The organism is Lactobacillus sp. OTU4228 (assembly GCF_001006945.1).
Classification (GTDB): Bacteria; Bacillota; Bacilli; order Lactobacillales; family Lactobacillaceae; genus Lactobacillus; species Lactobacillus amylovorus.
Map to the genome: position 1 here is coordinate 1 of NZ_CDLD01000016.1, position 18,166 is coordinate 18,166.

At 36.8% G+C, this 18,166-nt stretch carries 20 protein-coding genes and 2 pseudogenes; 17 read left to right on the forward strand and 5 right to left on the reverse strand.

Annotated features, from left to right (window positions below):
• Positions 1-210 precede the first annotated feature (210 nt).
• Both BN1206_RS04815 and BN1206_RS04820 read right to left on the reverse strand, forming a co-directional pair.
• Positions 211-1,253, reverse strand: a pseudogene (locus BN1206_RS04815) (hypothetical protein); the annotation flags it as partial.
• Positions 1,254-1,370: 117 nt separating this feature from the next.
• Complete coding sequence (locus BN1206_RS04820) at positions 1,371-2,150, reverse strand: hypothetical protein (RefSeq protein WP_052542986.1); 780 nt, start codon at positions 2,148-2,150, stop codon at positions 1,371-1,373.
• A gap of 135 nt (positions 2,151-2,285) precedes the next feature.
• Here BN1206_RS04820 and BN1206_RS04825 point away from each other — a divergent pair, with 135 nt between their 5' ends.
• The 12 genes and pseudogenes from BN1206_RS04825 to BN1206_RS04880 all read left to right on the forward strand — a co-directional run bounded on the left by BN1206_RS04825 (position 2,286) and on the right by BN1206_RS04880 (position 13,208).
• Complete coding sequence (locus BN1206_RS04825; protein ID WP_013437941.1) at positions 2,286-2,618, forward strand: putative quinol monooxygenase; 333 nt, start codon at positions 2,286-2,288, stop codon at positions 2,616-2,618.
• Positions 2,619-2,620: 2 nt separating this feature from the next.
• Positions 2,621-3,043 (forward strand): N-acetyltransferase, encoded by a 423-nt coding sequence (locus BN1206_RS04830; RefSeq protein ID WP_022087681.1) that lies wholly within the window; start codon positions 2,621-2,623, stop codon positions 3,041-3,043.
• A gap of 492 nt (positions 3,044-3,535) precedes the next feature.
• Positions 3,536-4,069 carry a hypoxanthine phosphoribosyltransferase gene (gene hpt, locus BN1206_RS04835; protein WP_013437944.1) on the forward strand — a complete coding sequence of 178 codons (534 nt, stop codon included), beginning with the start codon at positions 3,536-3,538 and terminating at the stop codon, positions 4,067-4,069.
• A 204-nt stretch (positions 4,070-4,273) separates the two neighbouring features.
• Positions 4,274-4,540, forward strand: coding sequence for a hypothetical protein (locus BN1206_RS04840; protein WP_052542987.1), 267 nt, complete (start codon positions 4,274-4,276; stop codon positions 4,538-4,540).
• 86 nt (positions 4,541-4,626) lie between these two features.
• Positions 4,627-4,866 carry a hypothetical protein gene (locus tag BN1206_RS04845; RefSeq protein ID WP_013437946.1) on the forward strand — a complete coding sequence of 80 codons (240 nt, stop codon included), beginning with the start codon at positions 4,627-4,629 and terminating at the stop codon, positions 4,864-4,866.
• 111 nt (positions 4,867-4,977) lie between these two features.
• Complete coding sequence (locus tag BN1206_RS04850) at positions 4,978-5,226, forward strand: replication initiator protein A (protein ID WP_052542988.1); 249 nt, start codon at positions 4,978-4,980, stop codon at positions 5,224-5,226.
• A 256-nt stretch (positions 5,227-5,482) separates the two neighbouring features.
• The gene (locus BN1206_RS04855; RefSeq protein ID WP_013641915.1) at positions 5,483-7,003 is read left to right on the forward strand and encodes an exopolyphosphatase; all 1,521 of its coding nucleotides are present in this window, start codon (positions 5,483-5,485) and stop codon (positions 7,001-7,003) included.
• Positions 7,000-9,192: an RNA degradosome polyphosphate kinase gene (locus BN1206_RS04860; protein ID WP_013641916.1), complete on the forward strand. Its 2,193-nt coding sequence runs from the start codon at positions 7,000-7,002 to the stop codon at positions 9,190-9,192. The genes BN1206_RS04855 and BN1206_RS04860 overlap by 4 nt, the downstream gene beginning before the upstream one ends.
• Positions 9,185-10,588: a DUF2252 domain-containing protein gene (locus tag BN1206_RS04865; protein ID WP_014565847.1), complete on the forward strand. Its 1,404-nt coding sequence runs from the start codon at positions 9,185-9,187 to the stop codon at positions 10,586-10,588. Before BN1206_RS04860 ends, BN1206_RS04865 begins: the two co-directional genes overlap by 8 nt.
• Entirely contained in the window at positions 10,585-11,526 is a 942-nt protein-coding gene (locus BN1206_RS04870) for a Ppx/GppA family phosphatase (RefSeq protein WP_052542989.1), read from the forward strand. Before BN1206_RS04865 ends, BN1206_RS04870 begins: the two co-directional genes overlap by 4 nt.
• Before the next feature lie 146 nt (positions 11,527-11,672).
• Complete coding sequence (locus BN1206_RS04875) at positions 11,673-12,404, forward strand: NAD(P)H-binding protein (protein ID WP_052542990.1); 732 nt, start codon at positions 11,673-11,675, stop codon at positions 12,402-12,404.
• A gap of 218 nt (positions 12,405-12,622) precedes the next feature.
• Positions 12,623-13,208 (forward strand): annotated as a pseudogene (locus tag BN1206_RS04880) (NAD(P)H-binding protein).
• Positions 13,209-13,261: 53 nt separating this feature from the next.
• On the opposite strand, the gene ribH reads toward BN1206_RS04880, so the two are convergent.
• A complete protein-coding gene (ribH, locus tag BN1206_RS04885; RefSeq protein WP_013437953.1) occupies positions 13,262-13,741 on the reverse strand; it encodes a 6,7-dimethyl-8-ribityllumazine synthase in 480 nt (159 codons plus the stop codon).
• On the opposite strand from ribH, the gene BN1206_RS04890 reads away from it, so the two are divergent.
• The 3 genes from BN1206_RS04890 to BN1206_RS04900 all read left to right on the forward strand — a co-directional run bounded on the left by BN1206_RS04890 (position 13,712) and on the right by BN1206_RS04900 (position 15,750).
• A complete protein-coding gene (locus BN1206_RS04890) occupies positions 13,712-14,314 on the forward strand; it encodes a membrane protein (protein WP_013437954.1) in 603 nt (200 codons plus the stop codon). The genes ribH and BN1206_RS04890 overlap by 30 nt on opposite strands.
• Before the next feature lie 107 nt (positions 14,315-14,421).
• Complete coding sequence (locus tag BN1206_RS04895) at positions 14,422-14,889, forward strand: Dps family protein (RefSeq protein WP_013437955.1); 468 nt, start codon at positions 14,422-14,424, stop codon at positions 14,887-14,889.
• A 3-nt stretch (positions 14,890-14,892) separates the two neighbouring features.
• A complete protein-coding gene (locus BN1206_RS04900; protein ID WP_013437956.1) occupies positions 14,893-15,750 on the forward strand; it encodes an aldo/keto reductase in 858 nt (285 codons plus the stop codon).
• Positions 15,751-15,958: 208 nt separating this feature from the next.
• Here the strand turns inward: BN1206_RS04900 and BN1206_RS09745 are convergent, their stop codons facing one another.
• Complete coding sequence (locus BN1206_RS09745; protein WP_013437958.1) at positions 15,959-16,135, reverse strand: hypothetical protein; 177 nt, start codon at positions 16,133-16,135, stop codon at positions 15,959-15,961.
• Entirely contained in the window at positions 16,104-16,295 is a 192-nt protein-coding gene (locus tag BN1206_RS04910) for an FAD-dependent oxidoreductase (protein WP_013437959.1), read from the reverse strand. Before BN1206_RS04910 ends, BN1206_RS09745 begins: the two co-directional genes overlap by 32 nt.
• Positions 16,296-16,411: 116 nt before the next feature.
• Between BN1206_RS04910 and BN1206_RS10220 the strand changes: the two genes are divergently transcribed.
• Positions 16,412-16,738 (forward strand): Abi family protein, encoded by a 327-nt coding sequence (locus tag BN1206_RS10220; protein WP_013641926.1) that lies wholly within the window; start codon positions 16,412-16,414, stop codon positions 16,736-16,738.
• A 71-nt stretch (positions 16,739-16,809) separates the two neighbouring features.
• Positions 16,810-17,358 carry an Abi family protein gene (locus tag BN1206_RS10225; protein WP_052542992.1) on the forward strand — a complete coding sequence of 183 codons (549 nt, stop codon included), beginning with the start codon at positions 16,810-16,812 and terminating at the stop codon, positions 17,356-17,358.
• The last annotated feature ends 808 nt before the right edge of the window (positions 17,359-18,166 follow it).

Here is an 18,166-nt window from a genome sequence, read left to right on the forward strand (position 1 = left end):
AATCCTAAAATAAAAAAAGCAGCCTAGAAAGGCTGCAGTCCGCTAGCAACTCGCGGACTTAAAAGGCTTTGGTAATTAGACGACCTCTATCGGCAATAGTCAAAAGACTATTGCTGGTAAGTCAAGTCCGTATCTAAGCAAGTTGGTGTTCTGGTTAGCGCAAGCTAACGAGCCACTAAGCCCTAGACTTCAGTCTAGGGTAGTTGACATCTAATATACTAACAATCCGACGCCTAATGCGACTAGACACAAGACAAATTCGATTACCAGTAATTTCCAACACCACTTGAACCATTTGTTAAAGTCGATGTTAACCATCATCAAACTCATTAAGATTAATCCGGTTGGGGCAACCAAGGAAATAAAGCCAAGGCCCCAGTTGTAGGCATCAATTACACTAGCACGGTCGATTCCAACCACATTGGCAAGTGGTGCCATGATTGGCATGGAAAGTACGGCCAAACCAGATGATGATTGAATGAAGAATCCCAGAATGATGTAGACGATGAACAGGAACCAAATGAAGATTAATGGACTCATGCCAGAAATCTGTTGGCTGAAGAAGTGCATGATGGTGTCACTGGTGTGACTGTCGTCCATAACAATGGAAACGGCTCTCGCCAACCCGATTGTCAAAGCAACACCAAGCAAATCGCTAGCACCATCAACGAAGGCTTGCACAACTTTGTGCTCGGAAAGTCCTGAGAAGATAGCCATCAAGTAGCCGGCAGTTAAGAAGACTACCGAAATTTCGGTGAAGTACCAGCCTTTTTGTTGTACACCCCAGATCATGACGATAAAGGCAATGCCGAAGATGATCAATGATAATTTTTGTTGCCAAGTAAAGTTGGCTGGTTTGTTAAAGTCGGCATCGTTTAAGTACTTTTCACGATCTTCTTCGTATTGGTCGTAAACAACAGATTTAGTAGGATCTTTACGTACCTTTTCAGCTGATTTTTTTAGATAAAGCCTGCATCCCCGAGTTTGATCGCGCCGTTTGCGTGAACGCCACCAATACATCCACTTAGGATCAAAACGAAGGCGATGATGTCGACACTTTGAGCGATACCTTGTACCTGTGAGGTGAAGAACTGATTGATCGCCTGCCACAGGTTAGGCTTCTTTAAATTGATTCTCTCGTAAGAATTTGGAATAGCAACTGGCTTGTAGATTGTGCCATCCTTAAATTTCTTGACTGCAATGTTGACCTTGTACTTCTTTAAAGTGGCCTGAGTAGCAGGTTCTTTGTACTTTTTATCACACTTGTATAACTATTGATTTATAGTTTTATTATACAGTTAAGGAAGTATCTTTTGATAGCGATTTCATATAAATATAATAAAAAAGCCGAGCTTGACTCGACTTTCTTGTTATTCAGCGTGTTTACCGAGATTTCTGTGCCAGAACTTGCGTGGAATAGAGATTGCGGCAATTACTATAATCACCAATGGAATAACCACGAATTTCAAGATGTTGCTGTTACGTTCAGCTTGTACATTAGCATGATTTTTGGCAGTAGCAGGTTTGTTCTTCTTACTTGTTGCCTTTTTCTTATTAGGCTTACTGCTGGTAGCTGCCTTACTTGGACTAGCATTTTGCTTTTTGTTTAAATTAGAAGTAGCAGAATTTGGCATCTTGTGTTGTTGACGCCATTTGTCTGTTTTCTTGATTGCTGAATGGCTGTTGTGATTATCCTTTGTTACATTCTGTGAATGTTGTTGATTATGGGTAGTGGTTGTGCTACTACTATCCTTCTTATTTGGCAAATAGTAGGCACAATCGATGTAGGTGACACCACTTGGATTGTTAGGATCAACTTCAAGGGCACGTCCATCATAAGGGGGATTGCCAGCTATCTCAAAGTCACCAATTCTCTCTGGTAATTGCCCCATGTTAAAGAATTGCCGCTCAGGGACACCGTTAACCACTTTTACCGTATCGGCATACATGACTTGTAAGGTTTGACCAGTATATTGATTTATGCAACGCCAATATAATGATTGGTAGGTTACATTTTGTTTATTTGTTTCAGATGTTTGTGATTGATTAGTTTGATCATTTTCATCAGCTAAAACTGGAGTAGTCGTTAAAAGCAGGGCAGCTGGTAACGCTGCACACAGTTTGATGAGGAATTTTCTTTTGTTTAACATTTTTCTCACCTCTAAATAATAACGCTTACTTTCTAATTAAATTTTAGCGATAACTTTCGATGAATACAAGTTAAGAATAAGGAAGATTATAGTAAAATAACTAATGAAAGCGATTTTACAAAGGAGAGACAAATTATGAGTTTGACTGTAAATCTTTATTACAATGGCAAAAATGGTGATGCCAGAAAGTTCGCACAAGAAATGGAAGACAAGGGTATTGCAGGTCGTATTCGTGCCGAAGAAGGCAATGAAAAATATGATTACTTTATCCCAATGGACGATCCTGAGACGGTTTTATTAATCGATAGTTGGCGTGATCAAAAGGCGCTTGAGGCTCACCATGCTTCACCTATGATGAAGGAATTGGCTGACTTGCGTGAAAAGTATGACTTGCATATGCGCGTTGAACGCTATATCTCAGATGACAGCGGCGTGCCTGCAAGTGATCAAAAGTTTATTCGGAAATAAAGATGATTAGAAAATATCAAAAGAGCGATTTAGATGCGTTGATGCAGATTTGGCTTAAGGGCAACCTTGATGCACACGATTTTATTGATCCAAGTTATTGGCATGATAACTATGAATTGGTGAAAAAAGAGTTGCCGAATGCTCAGCTGTATGTAGATGAAGAAGAGGGCGAGATAGCTGGTTTTGTAGGGATGCAAGGCGACTATATTGCCGGTATCTTTGTTAAAAGAGATCATCGGGGCCGCGGTATTGGCGGAAAGCTGATTGACTTTTTGAAGCTAAAGCATGATAAATTGCAGCTGTCGGTGTATGAAAAGAATGGGGCGGCTATTAGTTTTTATCAAAACCGTGGTTTTAAGTTAGTGAAAAAAGAGATTGATCAAGAGGCTGGTGCAGCCGACTGTTTAATGGAGTGGGATGCATAAAAGTTATGCCTAGGAATTTATAATAAGTATTTTTTCATAATGGACTAGCGGTATTAAGCTTAAAGTAATGAAAGTCAGGAAAAGCATGGTGTTGAGATGTCAGAAATTGCTTTAGCTTGGGAATGGGCTAAGGGTATCACTGCTCCAATAAGATCAAACACCTTGAATCAGCTGTGAATTCGATGGACGTAGAGCTCATACTAGATGAAGTAAACTATTTTGATGAATTGTATGTGCCACACCCAATTATCGGTGCAATTAATCAAAATCCACCTGAGGGCACAGTGGTTTTAGATAGGAAATAGAGTAAAGAAACTATTAAGTGTAAAATCTTAATAGTTTTTTATTTGCTCTCACTAAAACACGAACAAAAATATATAAAAATTATGATTAATTAATAAATTAGCCAACAATTTTAGCAAAACACTGTAAAATCCAAAGAAAATATGTTAAAATCTTACCGTTAACTAATTTGAGAGGGAAATAATCAACATGAATAACGACATCGAAAAAGTATTATTTGATCAAGATCAACTTAACAAGCGAATGGATGAAATGGCAGCTCGCCTTAACAAGAAATATGAAGGGCAAGAACCAATCGTCATTCCAGTTTTGAATGGCGCAATGATCTTTGCCAGCGATATGATCAAAAGATTAACTTTCAAATTAACAATTGATCCAATGAAGGCCTCCAGTTATGAAGGTACCAGCTCTACTGGTAAGGTTAAGATTACCCAAGACGTGAAGTCAGACGTTAAGAACCGCCCAGTAATCTTCATGGAAGATATCATTGACACAGGTAGAACTTTAAAGGCACTTAGCGACTTGATGAAGGAACGCGGTGCCAAGAGTGTTGAAGTTATTTCTATGTTAGATAAACCTGAGACACGTGTAGTTGACTTCTACCCAGATGATTATGGCTTCAAGGCTCCTAATGAATTCTTAGTAGGTTACGGCTTGGACTACAACGGTCTTTACCGCAACTTGCCATATGTTGGTATTCTTAAGCAAAGAGTTTACGCTTAGATTTAATATAGATAATGTAAAAAAAGACATAGCTTATCTCATTTAAATAGGTTATGTCTTTTTTAATATTCATAAATACAATTGATAAGATTTTGCTTATTTAAAGTTAAAGAAAAAACGTATAGTATTTGATTTTCACTTGTCACTGCTAATCGATATCTTATTTTATAAAAAGGAAACCTAATCGGCAATGCTGATCAAGTAATGAATCGTTTAGCTAAAAACAATGAAAGTACTAGCGTCATTATTGCAACTGCCCCTAAGAAAGGCTTGTTAAAAGGCTTTATTGAAGCTAGCGTAAAGATGCAGCCAAGAGAGTTTATCTATCTCTCATTTAACCTAGACACTTTGGTATGTGATCTTAAGCTCTTTAAGCAAAATGGTTATGAAACTAAGGCAATCACACCGATTGATGTTGCACCTCAAACACCAGATATGATGTGCATTTGCAGACTAGATAAGGAAAATTAATTTAAAATAAGAAGCCTAACATAATTAGGTAAAAATGTTATAATGATTGTGTTGGAGTTTATTTATAAGAAAAGAGATAAAAGCGAATGAACACAATTGCATTTAACCAACAATTATCAGACAAATTGAATGAAGCTCTAAATCCTGATTTGTACTCAACACCAGGTAAAGGCGAAATTACTGTAATCGCAAATGAAAAGAAAGATTTGCGTGAATACCGCATCATCACCAAAGACAACAAGGTTGTTGATTTAGTTGATGCTTATGACTCTGAGCACGATGCCGACTACCAAAAGTTAGTCGACTTCCTCAAGGACTACCGTTAATTAAGAATACAATTAAGACCCAGAGCCATATCAGCTCTGGGCTTTTTTTATTCGCTTGGCTTAATAATTTTCTAATAAACAAATAAAACAAACATAATAGAGGTAGATATAATGAAAACACAACTAAGATTTAAAGAGGGCCAAGATTATCCTGAACAACAAAATGGTTTGCCAAAGGCATTCTTCCATAACCCCAAATATAGGGATATGAGTGTCAATGCTCGTTATCTTTACATGATTTTTACTCTACGGATGACAGAGTCACAAAATAAGGGTTGGATAGATGACGATGGCAACATGTACATCATTTATTCAGATGAAGATTTGATGAAAGAATGCACTGCAAATCTTGTACAGTAGATAAATTGAAAAACGAACTAGTTGAATTTGACTTGCTATCAATGGAGAGACATTCCAACCATTTGTATCCCTTACATGTAAGCGATTCGTATAGTCATTAGGGTGAAAAAGGCACATAAAATTGTGCCTTTTTTGTTATTAAATTTTTTCAAAATTAGGCCGTAAAATTTAGATCATAATCAAAAAGTTAATATATAATTAAGATAGAGTAAAAGTATAATATTAAAGTAATTGCATTAATAGGTGAAAATAATAAATGAAGAAAACTTTATTTGGTTTAATTTATATGTCTTCCTATAAGATTCAACTTAACATAGTAGATCTAAAGGATCTAACTGTCATTGAACAACTAGATTCGCCTTCGTTTTTACAAGCTGATAGTAAAAGCCAGGTTTTTGAACAAGATATGGACAAAATCTGTGATGCAATTGAAGGCTTTAAAGAGAAGTTAGCAGAATATCAGATTAAGGATTTCAAGTTTTACGGCAATGAACAATTAATTGATGAAATGTCTGCCAGTTTTATTGCAGATCAGATCAAGGTTAGAACTGGTTGGAAGATCGAATGGCTTAATGGTGGTCAAATCGTCTACGCCAAGGTCTTAAGCGGGATGAAGAGTCAAGCAGAAGTAAATGACGATGGCAAGGACCACGCCACTTATTTGCTTAGTCTTGGTTCTGCAATGATCAACCTTTCTTTGTTTAAAAACAATAAGTTCGAATCAAGCTGGAGCCTGGCCTTAGGTCCACGAGAGATCCAAGAGATCAATGAAATCACTAATGAAACGCCTAATGATCCGATCTATGTTATCAATGATTACTTAGGTGCGAAGATCGGTCACTTGGCTCGTCAGATCAAGGATAATTCGCGTGCCGCTGTAATTATCCAACACGCTGATGCCTTGAATAATACTTATTTGAAGAAAGAAAACTCAGCTAACCAGATTACGCACGAAGAATTTCAATACTTCTATGATCAACTGATCCAAATGTCGCTTAACGATATCATGCAAAACTATGACTTGGAACCAGCTGTAGCTGAACACGTTATTCCTAATGCCATTTCAATCAAGCAATTCCTTTCTCTCTTAAATATTGGCACGATTTACATTACAGACATGTCTGTTGTCACCGGCCTTTTGATGCTAGAGAAGAGAGGCAAAGATACTGATATCATGATGACTTCAGCTCAAAATATGGCTCGACGCTATTTGGTTGATTTACACCATGCTAACGCAGTACGCAAGTTTGCTTTGCACATTTTTGATCGTTTACGTAAAGTGCACCTTTTGCCTAAATCAGCTAGAGAATTGTTAGGTTGGGCAGCAACCGTTGATGATATCGGCAGCTTTGTTAATCAAGCTCGCCGCTATGAGCAATCAGCCGATTTTATCGAAGCTAATGAACTGATTGGCATGTCAGATCGTGAAAATGAAATCGTCAGTGAGATTTGTCGTTATCAGACTATCGATGATGGAGATGGTTCTGCGCCAAACATTGGTGGACACCACTACCGTCACCTGAATCCAGATGTTCAATTAACAGTGGCCAAGCTTTCTGCCATTTTGCGGATTGCGACAGCATTAGATGCATCCCACAAACAAAAGATCAAGAAAATCGTTATTTCACTGAAGAAAAACAATGAATTAGTGATTAGAGCGAAAACTAACGCAGATATTACGCTGGAACGTTGGTCATTTAACAAACGCGTTAAGTTATTCGAGGACGTATTTGGCATTAAGGTTGTTTTAAAACAAGAGGGTATGAATAGACAATGAGTAGTACATTTTTAGGAAACGAAAAAGAAGAAACAAAACTGTTTTTAAAACCGGAATATTTTAAAAACCGTGAATTAAGCTGGATGGACTTTAACGACCGAGTGTTGGAAGAGGCCCGCAATAAAGATAATCCATTGCTTGAAAGAATCAATTTCTTGGGCATCACGCAAAGTAATGTGGACGAATTCTTCATGGTTCGTGTTGCTTCTTTGCACAAGTTGATTGCGGCAGGCATTAAGACAACTGACTCTTCAGGCCAGACTCCTGAAAAGCAGCTTGATGCCATCAACCAAAAAGAACACAGAGCAGTAGAAAAAAGATACTCAACTTATTGGCGTTCACTTTTACCATTGCTTGAAAAGAAGAATATTTTCATTAAAGAAGTCAAAGATCTGAACGCTCAGCAATATGAGTTCGTTAGACGTTACTTCAGTGATGAACTATATCCAATCATTACACCAATGGCCGATGACACCAACCGTCCATTCCCATTTATTGCCAATGATTCATTGAACATCGCTGTTTGCTTGAAGGACAAGGAAGATGGTAAACATTATTACGCCACTCTTAGAGTTCCTAATAACTTTAAGCGTCTGGTTAAATTGCCTAAGGCTGACAATAGTTTTGTTTTGCTTGAAGACATCATCAAAGAATTCGTTAGCAGCTTTTTCGACGGCTACGAAGTAAAGGAAGCCGCTATTTTCCGAGTTACTCGTGACATGGACTTGGACGTGGCTGAACGTGATACTTCAGACTTTTTGCGGAGTGTACAAAAGCAATTGAAAGACCGTGAACATGGTAAAGCTGTTCGCCTTGAAATTGAAAAATCAATGGGTGAAAAGTTGCGTTCGCGCTTGTTTGATAAATTAAAGGTTAAGAAGAATGAAATCTATGAGATTTCTGGTCCAATTGATTTAACCTTCCTTAAGAAACTTGCTGGTGCAGTTAAGGGTCATGAAAAAATGCGTTATGCGCCAATCAAGGGTTATGTTGATCCAGATTTAGCTCTTTCAAGCGATATTTTTGCCAATATTAGACAAAGAGATTACTTGGTTCAACACCCATATGATTCATTTGACACAGTTTTAAACTTTATTTGTAAGGCTGCCCATGATGACAAGGTCTTAGCCATTAAGATGACCCTTTATCGTGTTTCAGGTAATTCACCAATCATTAAATACTTGGGTCAAGCTGCACAAGCTGGCAAACAAGTAACTGTTTTGGTCGAAGTCAAAGCTCGTTTTGATGAAGAGAATAACGTCCACTGGGCTAAGACTTTGGAACAAATGGGCTGTCACGTTATCTATGGTTTGAAAGGACTTAAGACGCACACCAAGATTACTTTGGTCATTCGCCGTGATGAAGATGGTATTCGCAGATACATTCACTTGGGTACCGGTAACTACAACGACGTAACTGCTCACTTCTACACTGATATGGGCTTATTCACTTCACGCCGCGACCTTGGTGTCGATGCCACTAACTTATTTAACATGCTATCTGGTTATTCTCGTCCACCATACTTCAGACAATTAAGAATTTCACCAAAGCATATCCGTGAGTTCATTAATCAAAAGATTGATAATGAAATCGAAATCGCCAAAACTGGCCGTAAAGCCGAAATTCACATGAAGATGAATTCACTCTCTGATCCTGAAATCATTGGTAAACTTTACGAAGCTTCTCACGCTGGCGTAAAAATTCACTTAATTGTGCGCGGAATTTGTTGCTTAAGAACCGATATTCCTGGAATTAGTGATAATATTGAAGTACATTCGATTGTCGGAAGATTACTCGAACACAGTCGAATCTATTACTTCTATAATAATGGTAATCAAGATGTCTACCTTTCAAGTGCGGACATGATGAAGCGTAACTTGAACAGAAGAGTTGAAACCTTATTCCCAATCTTGCAGCCAGATTTGAAGGAACGTGTACTTCATATCTACGATATTATGTGGAATGACAACGTTAAGACACGTGTACTTCATAATGATGTATATTCAATGGTTGATCGTCGTGGTAAGAAGGCCCTAAACTCTCAAGAGTACTTTATTCATCAAGCCCAAGAAAAAGAACGCGAATTAAAGCAAAAAGAAGATGAAGATAGAGATCCTGATGTCTTTGAAGTAATGCGTAAAGAAGACAATGATTTAACCCTTGAGGAAAAGAAGGATACGGATGAGTAAGGATTTTTTACGCAAAAGATTCAATATTGATAAGCTGCGATTAAAAGCTAGCAAAGATGAATTGATTGAGGCCGGCAAGAAGCAGGCTAAAAAGGTGCCAGTTAGTGAACTAGGTGCTTTTAAACAGGTTGAACGGGATGCCGTTGAGATGATCAAGACACAGGAAGATACAATGATTCCTGAGCTATTGCCTTTGCGTCATCAGCGCATGATTGCTAATGCCTTTAGCTTCTTGCGTGGTACTGCTGGTGTCATGGAATATGACTTGTTGCACAGCACGCAAAGCAAAATCTGGGTGATGATTTGTGGAGATGCCCACTTAAACAACTTCGGCTTTTTCGCTTCACCTGAAAGACAGTTGCTTTTCGGACTTAATGACTTTGATGAAACCAGAGTTGGCAATTGGGAGAGCGATTTGAAGCGTCTGATGGTCAGTGCTCAATTAATCGGTAAGATCAACGGCTATAATCCAGATAATCTTTATAAGATATTGAAGAATACTGCCAAGGCTTATGAAGACGGAATTAATGATGCGGCTGGTCAAAAGCTGCTCGACCGTTTTTACGCCTCATACAGCATCAATGATTTCTTTAATACAACCAGTGATGATAAGCAATTAGTCAAGATTTTGAAGAAAATTGCGGATAAGGCACCAAAGAATAATTCGGATAAGGTAGTTAAAAAGTTTACGACTGAAGAAAATGGCAAGCTGGTCTTTAAAGAAAATCCACCACGTGCTAGACGGATTTCTGATCAAACTTATCAGGAATTAGTTAGTGCGATGGAAGAGTATCAAAAGAAGCTTTCACCTGATGTAAAGGTGCTGTTGAGCAGTTTTGAACTGACTGACATTATTCGTTACAGCGTAGGTGTTGGTAGCTTTGGTACACGCTGCTATCTGGTTTTACTGACAGGTAGAGACGGTAGTCACTTGGTTTTGCAAATCAAAGAAGCAATGCCATCTAAGTATGATTTGTCTAATTTGTCTGTGGCAGAAGCTAAACAGCAAGGTTATGAAGAAGGGCGCCGTGTAATCACCGGTCAAAGCATCTTGCAAACCTTCTATGATCCATTCTTGGGTTATACTGAAGCAGGAGGCCGCAGCTATTATGTGCGTCAATTCAGAGATATGAAGGACTCAATTGATACCACTAAGCTGGATGAAGAAAGCTTTGAAGCTTATGCGACGCTTTGTGCCTTCATCTTGGCCCGAGCTCATTGTCAAAGTCCAACGGCAGCAATGATTTATGGCTACTTGCAAGAAAGTAAGCAATTTGATAAGTGTATGGCTGATTGGGCTGTCGCTTATAGTAAGCAAGTAGAACAAGATTACGAAGCTTTTACGAAGTATCTGCGCGGTGAATATGACAGTAGACTGAGGAGGAAGAGAAAATGACTAATACTAATTTAGTAGTAATTGACTTGGGTTCCAACTCGGTCAGAATGCAGATTTCACAAATAGACGATTATGGTGGCTATACAGTCATGGGTTACTTTAGAGAGTATGTCCGTTTGTCTGAAAATATGGGCAAAGAAATGACGCTTAAAGAAGAACCAATGAACAGAACGATTCAAGCTTTGAAAGACTTTAAAACCAGATATACGCAATATGATAATGTGGTCGTCAAAGCGGTAGCAACGGCTGCAGTTCGCGGAGCAAAGAACCAAGCGGAATTCTTAAAACGAGTAAAAGATGAAGTTGGACTGGACTTGCAGGTGATCTCAGGTAGTACCGAAGCATACTTGGACTACATTGGCGTAGTTAATACCTTGCCGGTCAGAAACGGCATTATCATGGATTGTGGTGGTGCTTCAACGGAGCTGATTTGGGTTCAAAATGGTGCCTGCAAAGAACGGGTAAGTATTCCAGTCGGTTCAGTCATTTTGTCGCAAAACTATAACTTAGCTGATACCATTTCAGCTAGTGATTTGTATAGCGCAATGAATGCGGCAGGGCAGAAAATTTCAACGGTGCGCTGGCTAGGACAAGTGCATAATTTGCCATTAATTGCACTTGGCGGTAGCAACCGGACAATCGCGAAGATTCACCGACGAGAGGTTACTGATGAAGTTGATGAGTTGCCTGACATTCACGGGATGCACTTGCCACCACACTATATCTTTAACTTGATTAGTAAATTGATCGCCATGAATAAAGATGAACGGATGAAGATTCCTGGTTTAGCCAAGCATCGAGCAGACGTGATCGTCGGTGGTTTGATCCCGATTAGCTTAGTATTGCGTAACTTGCAGGTTAGTGAAGTGATCTTTTCTAACTGCGGTTTGCGTGAGGGTATTTTGTTTGAATACTTGCGTAAAAATAGAAAAGAATAATTTATCAATCCAAGACAGTTGTCTTGGATTTTTTGGATAGAAAGCATAAGGAAAAACTATAGATTTTCATTTACAATAGATATTGGTAATGTATAAATCTTGATGGCAAATTATAGTTAATCAATCGAAAGAAAGGACCAAATAATATGCCATACGGATACATTACCAAATTAGGTGATAAATTAACTCGTGAACACGTTCGCTACAACAACAGATACGGAATCGCTATTGCAGCCGACATTTACTACGCAAAAGATATAGATAAAAATGCTAAATACCCTGCTTTGATTAATGAAGGGCTTGAAATTAGAGAAATCGATTTTCAAAACCGTGCCAGTCTAGAAAAGGCTTTTGCAGGGATTGATATCTTTGTTTATGTCGCAAGTAAAACCTACTCTGTCTTTGATCGAGTGGGCGAGCTAGAAAATGTCTTGGCTGCGATGAAGACCAATGGTATTAAGAATCTTGTGGCGATGAGCTTTATTGCAGATCAAGAAGATAACCCATTTGTGATGTCACCATTCTACGGTTATTTGCCAAGACGACTTGCAGGTACTGATCTTAATTATGCAATTGCTAAAAACAGTTTGTATGCTGATCCATTAGTGCCATACTTGCCAGAATTAATCGAGAGAAAAGGTTTGATCTACCCAGTAGGTAAGCAAGCCATGAGTTTTATTACCTTGGAAGACTCAGCTGAAGCAATGGCTACCATGGCACTTAATAAAGATGTTTTAAATAGCAGAAGAACGTACTTGCTAACTCAAAGGCGTTCTTACACCATGCCAGAACTTGGTGCAATGGGAAAGACATCAGCTCCTGGTCAGTTATCAATTGACGATTTAAGAAATGCGGAAAATTACTTGGAAGTAAAATAAGCAGATAAATTTAAGATCTCGACAAAAAGTCGAGTTTTTTTAATATAAAAAGTTTTTAAAGCAGGTTGTTACTAAATATTTTATAAAAAATAAACTATCTCTGCCTCACTCATTAACATACCTAAACAAACTTACAAAAACTAAAAAAGTAACCGTTCAAAAGTACTCATTCTTGCTGACTTACTAAAAATAAGCTATATTTGAATTGAACAGAATTAATTAAAGACTTAGTTGCGGATAGTAATACTGTCGTAGCTGGCGCACGTCATGAAGATCATATTATTAAGTTAGATAATGTTAAGGCTGTTCACATGGATCTTCATTCAAGCGTTGATGATTTAGCTAAATTAATGAAAGGCAGAGATGCTGTTTACTTCACCGCTGGTTCACGTGGTAAAGATCTGCTTCAAACAGATGCATATGGTGCTGTAAAGACCATGCAAGCAGCAAAGAAGCTTGGTATTGAAAGATATATCTTAGTTCAATCTTTACTTTGGAACCTGACAAGTGGCATATCGATGGCTTGGATCAAATATTAGATTATACCATTGCCAAGTACTTTGCAGATAACTTCTTAGTAAACCAAAGTGATCTTAAATATACTATTTTGCAACCAACTAACTTAACTGAGGAAAAGGGTACAGGTAAGATAAGTCTAGATGTAACTGGAGTAACTTCTAACCCAATTCCTGATGTACAAAGACATTGGCTGAAATCCTCAAGCATGATAATACTATTGGTAAGGTTATCATGATGAAGTCTGGCGATATACCAATTGATGAAGCTTTAGCCAGTGTTAAGTAAAGTAACTAAAAAGCATCCCTAAATTTGGGATGCTTTTTTTGTACAATAATTTTTTAGTTCATCATTTTATTCAAAGAGATCATTTCTAATAAAGTTTGAGCAGTAGAACTACCTTCATTACCACCCTTTAAGCCAGCTCTTTGCCAAGCTTGTTCAATATCATCAGTTGTTAAAATTCCAAATGTGACAGGTATCTTGGTTTCCAAATTAATTTGCATAATTGCACTTGTAACATTTTGAATAATCATACTGTAGTGATCAGTTTCACCCCTGATCACAGCACCTAAAGTCATGATGCCATCATATTTATCACTAAGCATAATCTTTTTAGCGGTAAAGCCGATTTCAAAAGCACCAGACACCCAATAAACATCAATATTCTTTTCGTTTACTCCAAATTGCTTAAGGGTAGCCAATGCACCGTCAACTAAATGATGGGTAACAATCTCATTAAACTTTGAGGCTACAATAACAATCTTTACATCATTATTTTTAAAATTACCTTGGATAAATTTTCTGATGAAGAAAAGCAAAAACTAGCTGATATGCAAGAGCAATTTAAAGCTGCTCAAAAAGAAGAGCCTGCAAATTTGAGGGAGCATTTGCCAGCTATCAACGAGGTTCATTATAAAGGCTTTTTGAGTGATATAGCTGTCTTTTTAATTACTTTCTTCATAGTTGCTGATTTTTGCTATGATCTGCATTTATCGTTTTCATATTATATTTTTAGACCAACAAAAACTGTAGCAATTATGGATTTTATGCTATTAGTGGATTTATCTCTTTTTCCGGTGATGACCAAATGGATCATGGCTGAAACATCGACTTTTGCAGTAGTGAACTTTGGTGTTGTCTTTTTAATTGCAAAAGTAGTTGAAATTCTGACTCAATATTTTGGGGCAAAAGAGACGGTGAAGGATTCACAAATAATGCGAATTGTTATGAATAAATCATTTGTAATACGAAGCGTATTTGATCTAGTTATTAATATTATTTTGATAATCATGTCTCTTTATATTCCAAGAGTAGCAATGATTTTGTATCTGATTATTCCAGTGATTTCATTTATTTTCCCTAATCGAATTAGATTAACCAATAAAGATTAATATTCAAGACACTTTTTAAGAAGTGTCTTTTTGTTTTAGGTCGAATTATTAGTACTTTTAAGAAAAAGATGCTACAATCAAAGAAAGCGGTTTAAAGGAGGCTTTATATGAAATATACCAAAACAAAAGAAATTTTAAATCAAGCAGTTGCTGATTTAACTCAACTTATCATGATTACTCGTCAACAGCATTGGTACATGAGAGGTCCAAACTTTTTGAAACTTCACCCATACCTCGACGATGTTATGGACGAGCTTGATGAACAAAGAGATTTAATTTCGGAAAGATTAATTACCATTGATGGGTCACCTTATTCAAGTTTATCTGAAGTATTGAAACATACTAAACTAGAAGACAAGCCTGGGGAATGGGGCATTTCGACTAAAGATAGATTCAAGACCATTATTGCTGGCTATCGCTATTTAGATAAGCTTTATGAAGAAGGAATTAAAGCTAGTGATGAAGAAGGGGACTACGGTAGCAACGATATTTTGACTAGCTGTCATACGGATATCGAAAAGAGAATCTGGATGATGCAAGCTGAGATTAATGAAGCTCCTGAAATCGATAAGTAACTAATGAAATTTAATTCTTTACAAGACACTTATACGTTAAACAATGGTGTTAAGATACCGATCATTGGCTTTGGTACTTGGCAAACGCCAGATGGTGAAGTTGCTAAGGAATCAGTTTTGGCAGCTTTAAATGCTGGCTATCGTCACATTGATACTGCCAAGGCCTATGGCAATGAAGATAGTGTTGGTGAAGCAATTCAAAGGAGTGGCATTAATCGTCATGAATTGTTTATCACTACTAAGCTATGGAATGCTGATCACGGCTATGACAAGACTAAGAAAGCAATTGATCAAAGTTTGCTTGACTTAAAGCTTGACTACCTTGACATGTATTTGATTCACTGGCCAAATCCAGCTAACATGCGCGACAACTGGGCTGAATTAAATTCAGAAAGTTGGAGAGCTATGGAAGAAGCTGTCAAAGCTGGTAAGATTCGTGCCATTGGTGTTTCTAACTTTAGAAAGCGTCACCTTGATGCATTGATGGAAAATGCTGAAATCAAGCCTGTCGTTAACCAAATTTTCTTAAACCCAAGTGACTTACAACCTGAGGTTGTTGCTGAAAATAAGAAATACGATATGCTTAACGAAGCCTACAGTCCACTTGGTACAGGTGGTTTGTTAGGTAACGATGTAGTTAAAGGAGTTGCCGCAAATTATGGCAAGTCTCCAGCACAAGTTTTGATTCGTTGGTCATTACAACATGGTTTCTTACCACTTCCTAAGTCAGTTCACCCAGAATACATCAAGGCAAATGCAGAAGTATTTGATTTTGAAATTAGTCCTGAAGATATGGTTAAGCTTGATGGATTACATGGTGTAGCTGGTTTGGCTAATGATCCAGATAAAGTTAACTTCTAATAGATAAAGAAAAGAATTAATCCAAATGACGGATTAATTCTTTTTTAGTGTCTTGATTAAATTTTTAGTAGCTGCATTGCTTTTATCGTTATAGATAATGCCAAATTGGGTGTTGCAATTCCAGTTGAAACTTTTTGATTTAAGTAAGGGATGCGCGATTTGCCAGTCCTCCGCAGAACAAAGAATCCAGTTGTTAGACACCGCATTATTAAGTATATTCATATAAATCTTTCAACCATTTAATAATAATATCTGCTGAACCATCAATGTATTGCTTCCAAGTATTGGTATCAGCCTTATAGTGAGAATAGTTTAATTCTTCGTTTAAAGCTGCTTCTTTAGTTAAATGATAGTCAGCATGTTTTCTTTTGCATGAATGAATCAACGGCAAAAGCACCTTCGATGTAATTACCGCTACCACCTAAATTATGACCTTTTTCAACTACTAAAACTGATTGGCTGTTGTGTGCAGCTTCATAAGCAGCGACAAGTCCACTAGCACCGCCGCCGATGATAATAACATCATAATTGTTCTTTAAACTCATAATTAAAACCTCCACAGCTTTATTATTTGCGCTTACATTATAGATAGAATCAGTTGTATAAAGAAGGTATGGTAAATAATATAAAAACTCGTTCTTTGCAAGAGGAGATGAAAGTAATGACTAAATCAAACAATGATTTTGAAGATATAGCTAGATGGCGTATGGATTTTTGCCGTGAGTCTGGAGTAACGATTAATGATGAAGAATATTTTATCGATAAAGTCCAAACTTATGGCTACCGTGAAATTATTTATCAGTATCTTGACCATTTTATTGAAAACGATAGCGAGAAGGTTAGACCAAATACAACTTTTGAAGAAATATATGCTTTTTATCAACTAGATCAGAGATTAAAAAATGAAGCATTAATTGACTTGCAACTATTTGAACAAACATTTAAAGCTACACTAATCGATATAATAGAGTTGTACGTAGCGCACTAAAAGCTAAAAAGTTCAATTTTTATCAAGAGTCTAGATTAAAACTCGAGGATCTTTTAAAAGAAAAACATGTTATGCAGACGGGAAGAGTAATCAGACGTGGTGAATTAAGAAGTAGAATTCGTCGAATTAAAGAAAATTATCTTGAACCGTTCGATGGATATAATTACTTGTACAGTAGTGAAATTACCACATGGGTTCTAATAAAAGAAATGTCATTTGGCGTTGCTTGCAACTTTTTCTTTTTGTTGCACCATAAACAGCAAGCAATAATTTTAAAGCGAGTTTTTAAGAATGACTTGTCACTTGCTGATTTTGAAAAGGTCATCGAGTCCATGCGATATTTCAGGAATCGTGCCGCACACAATTATTCACTGCTGATAATAAAGAATAGTGATGATGAATTTTTATACAATACAGTGTACAAATCACTTTTACGTTTAAAAAATCAAGAACCGGCAAGACGTATGAAGAGCAATTTTAAAGATATTATCAATAAGTATTTGGAAGAATATCTTAAAGAAAAGAATTATTTGCCATCTTTAGATCAATTAAAATTGTCGGATTTACTAAAAGACGATGCCTATGAAAAGGGCTGCATCGATTGGAATGCACGAGGTTAATGCATCAATTATCAGTTGTTTTTGCAACTGTTTTAATTATTTTTTATAAAAAAGCATAAATATTAAGCCTACAAGAATTGCACTAAAAAACGTCAATTGATGAAGTAAACCGTAAAAGTTAGATACTTTTGCGTTTTTTTAATTCAAGCAATAACCTCTTAAATTTAATAACTTTTATAAAAAGACTTATAATTGAGTTAAATATAAGTAATAGTTTTAGAAGGCAGGGATTTATATGTGGCAGTCGATTGTTTTCGGAATTATTCTAATAGTGCTTGGTTTGATCGAAGTTCGTTCAATCCTTCATTTTGCTTGATATAATTCAAAACGTAAAAAAGTTATTAATGACTCTTTGATTATTTACTCTGGTATAGCTTTTAGCATTTTATTTATTATCTTTGGCTTGAGTATGATTTTAGGCACAACGACAATCACACATTTCAGTCACACCGCTTATGTGATTATTGGTATTTGCTTGATCATTATTTCAATTTTGGTGTTTGTCCGTGGACGTAAAATTAGTAATAGCCTTAAAAAAGAAGGCGAGACCCACTTTCAAGCAATGTAAGCTTATTGGATCGCAGCACTTGTTTTAATTAGTGGTATTGTTAGTTTATTTAGATAAAAAAGAAAGTCAGAGCATTCAAAAACTGTTCTGACTTTTTCTTTGCAAAAATTAATAACCAGCAAGCCAAAAAATGATCTCTCAAAAAAATAATTAAATAATTTTCGTTTGCTAATATAAAACATGTTTTTCTTATCTTTTTAAAAGTTTTTCTCGACAGCGTTTATTTGCACTTGAAGATAA

Coding starts and splice junctions, on each gene's coding strand:
- BN1206_RS04820 (WP_052542986.1), bottom strand. CDS start 2,150: ATGTTAAACAAAAGAAAATTCCTCATCAAACTGTGTGCAGCGTTACCA.
- BN1206_RS04825 (WP_013437941.1), top strand. CDS start 2,286: ATGAGTTTGACTGTAAATCTTTATTACAATGGCAAAAATGGTGATGCC.
- BN1206_RS04830 (WP_022087681.1), top strand. CDS start 2,621: ATGATTAGAAAATATCAAAAGAGCGATTTAGATGCGTTGATGCAGATT.
- hpt (WP_013437944.1), top strand. CDS start 3,536: ATGAATAACGACATCGAAAAAGTATTATTTGATCAAGATCAACTTAAC.
- BN1206_RS04840 (WP_052542987.1), top strand. CDS start 4,274: ATGAATCGTTTAGCTAAAAACAATGAAAGTACTAGCGTCATTATTGCA.
- BN1206_RS04845 (WP_013437946.1), top strand. CDS start 4,627: ATGAACACAATTGCATTTAACCAACAATTATCAGACAAATTGAATGAA.
- BN1206_RS04850 (WP_052542988.1), top strand. CDS start 4,978: ATGAAAACACAACTAAGATTTAAAGAGGGCCAAGATTATCCTGAACAA.
- BN1206_RS04855 (WP_013641915.1), top strand. CDS start 5,483: ATGAAGAAAACTTTATTTGGTTTAATTTATATGTCTTCCTATAAGATT.
- BN1206_RS04860 (WP_013641916.1), top strand. CDS start 7,000: ATGAGTAGTACATTTTTAGGAAACGAAAAAGAAGAAACAAAACTGTTT.
- BN1206_RS04865 (WP_014565847.1), top strand. CDS start 9,185: ATGAGTAAGGATTTTTTACGCAAAAGATTCAATATTGATAAGCTGCGA.
- BN1206_RS04870 (WP_052542989.1), top strand. CDS start 10,585: ATGACTAATACTAATTTAGTAGTAATTGACTTGGGTTCCAACTCGGTC.
- BN1206_RS04875 (WP_052542990.1), top strand. CDS start 11,673: ATGCCATACGGATACATTACCAAATTAGGTGATAAATTAACTCGTGAA.
- BN1206_RS04895 (WP_013437955.1), top strand. CDS start 14,422: ATGAAATATACCAAAACAAAAGAAATTTTAAATCAAGCAGTTGCTGAT.
- BN1206_RS04900 (WP_013437956.1), top strand. CDS start 14,893: ATGAAATTTAATTCTTTACAAGACACTTATACGTTAAACAATGGTGTT.
- BN1206_RS04910 (WP_013437959.1), bottom strand. CDS start 16,295: ATGAGTTTAAAGAACAATTATGATGTTATTATCATCGGCGGCGGTGCT.
- BN1206_RS10220 (WP_013641926.1), top strand. CDS start 16,412: ATGACTAAATCAAACAATGATTTTGAAGATATAGCTAGATGGCGTATG.
- BN1206_RS10225 (WP_052542992.1), top strand. CDS start 16,810: ATGCAGACGGGAAGAGTAATCAGACGTGGTGAATTAAGAAGTAGAATT.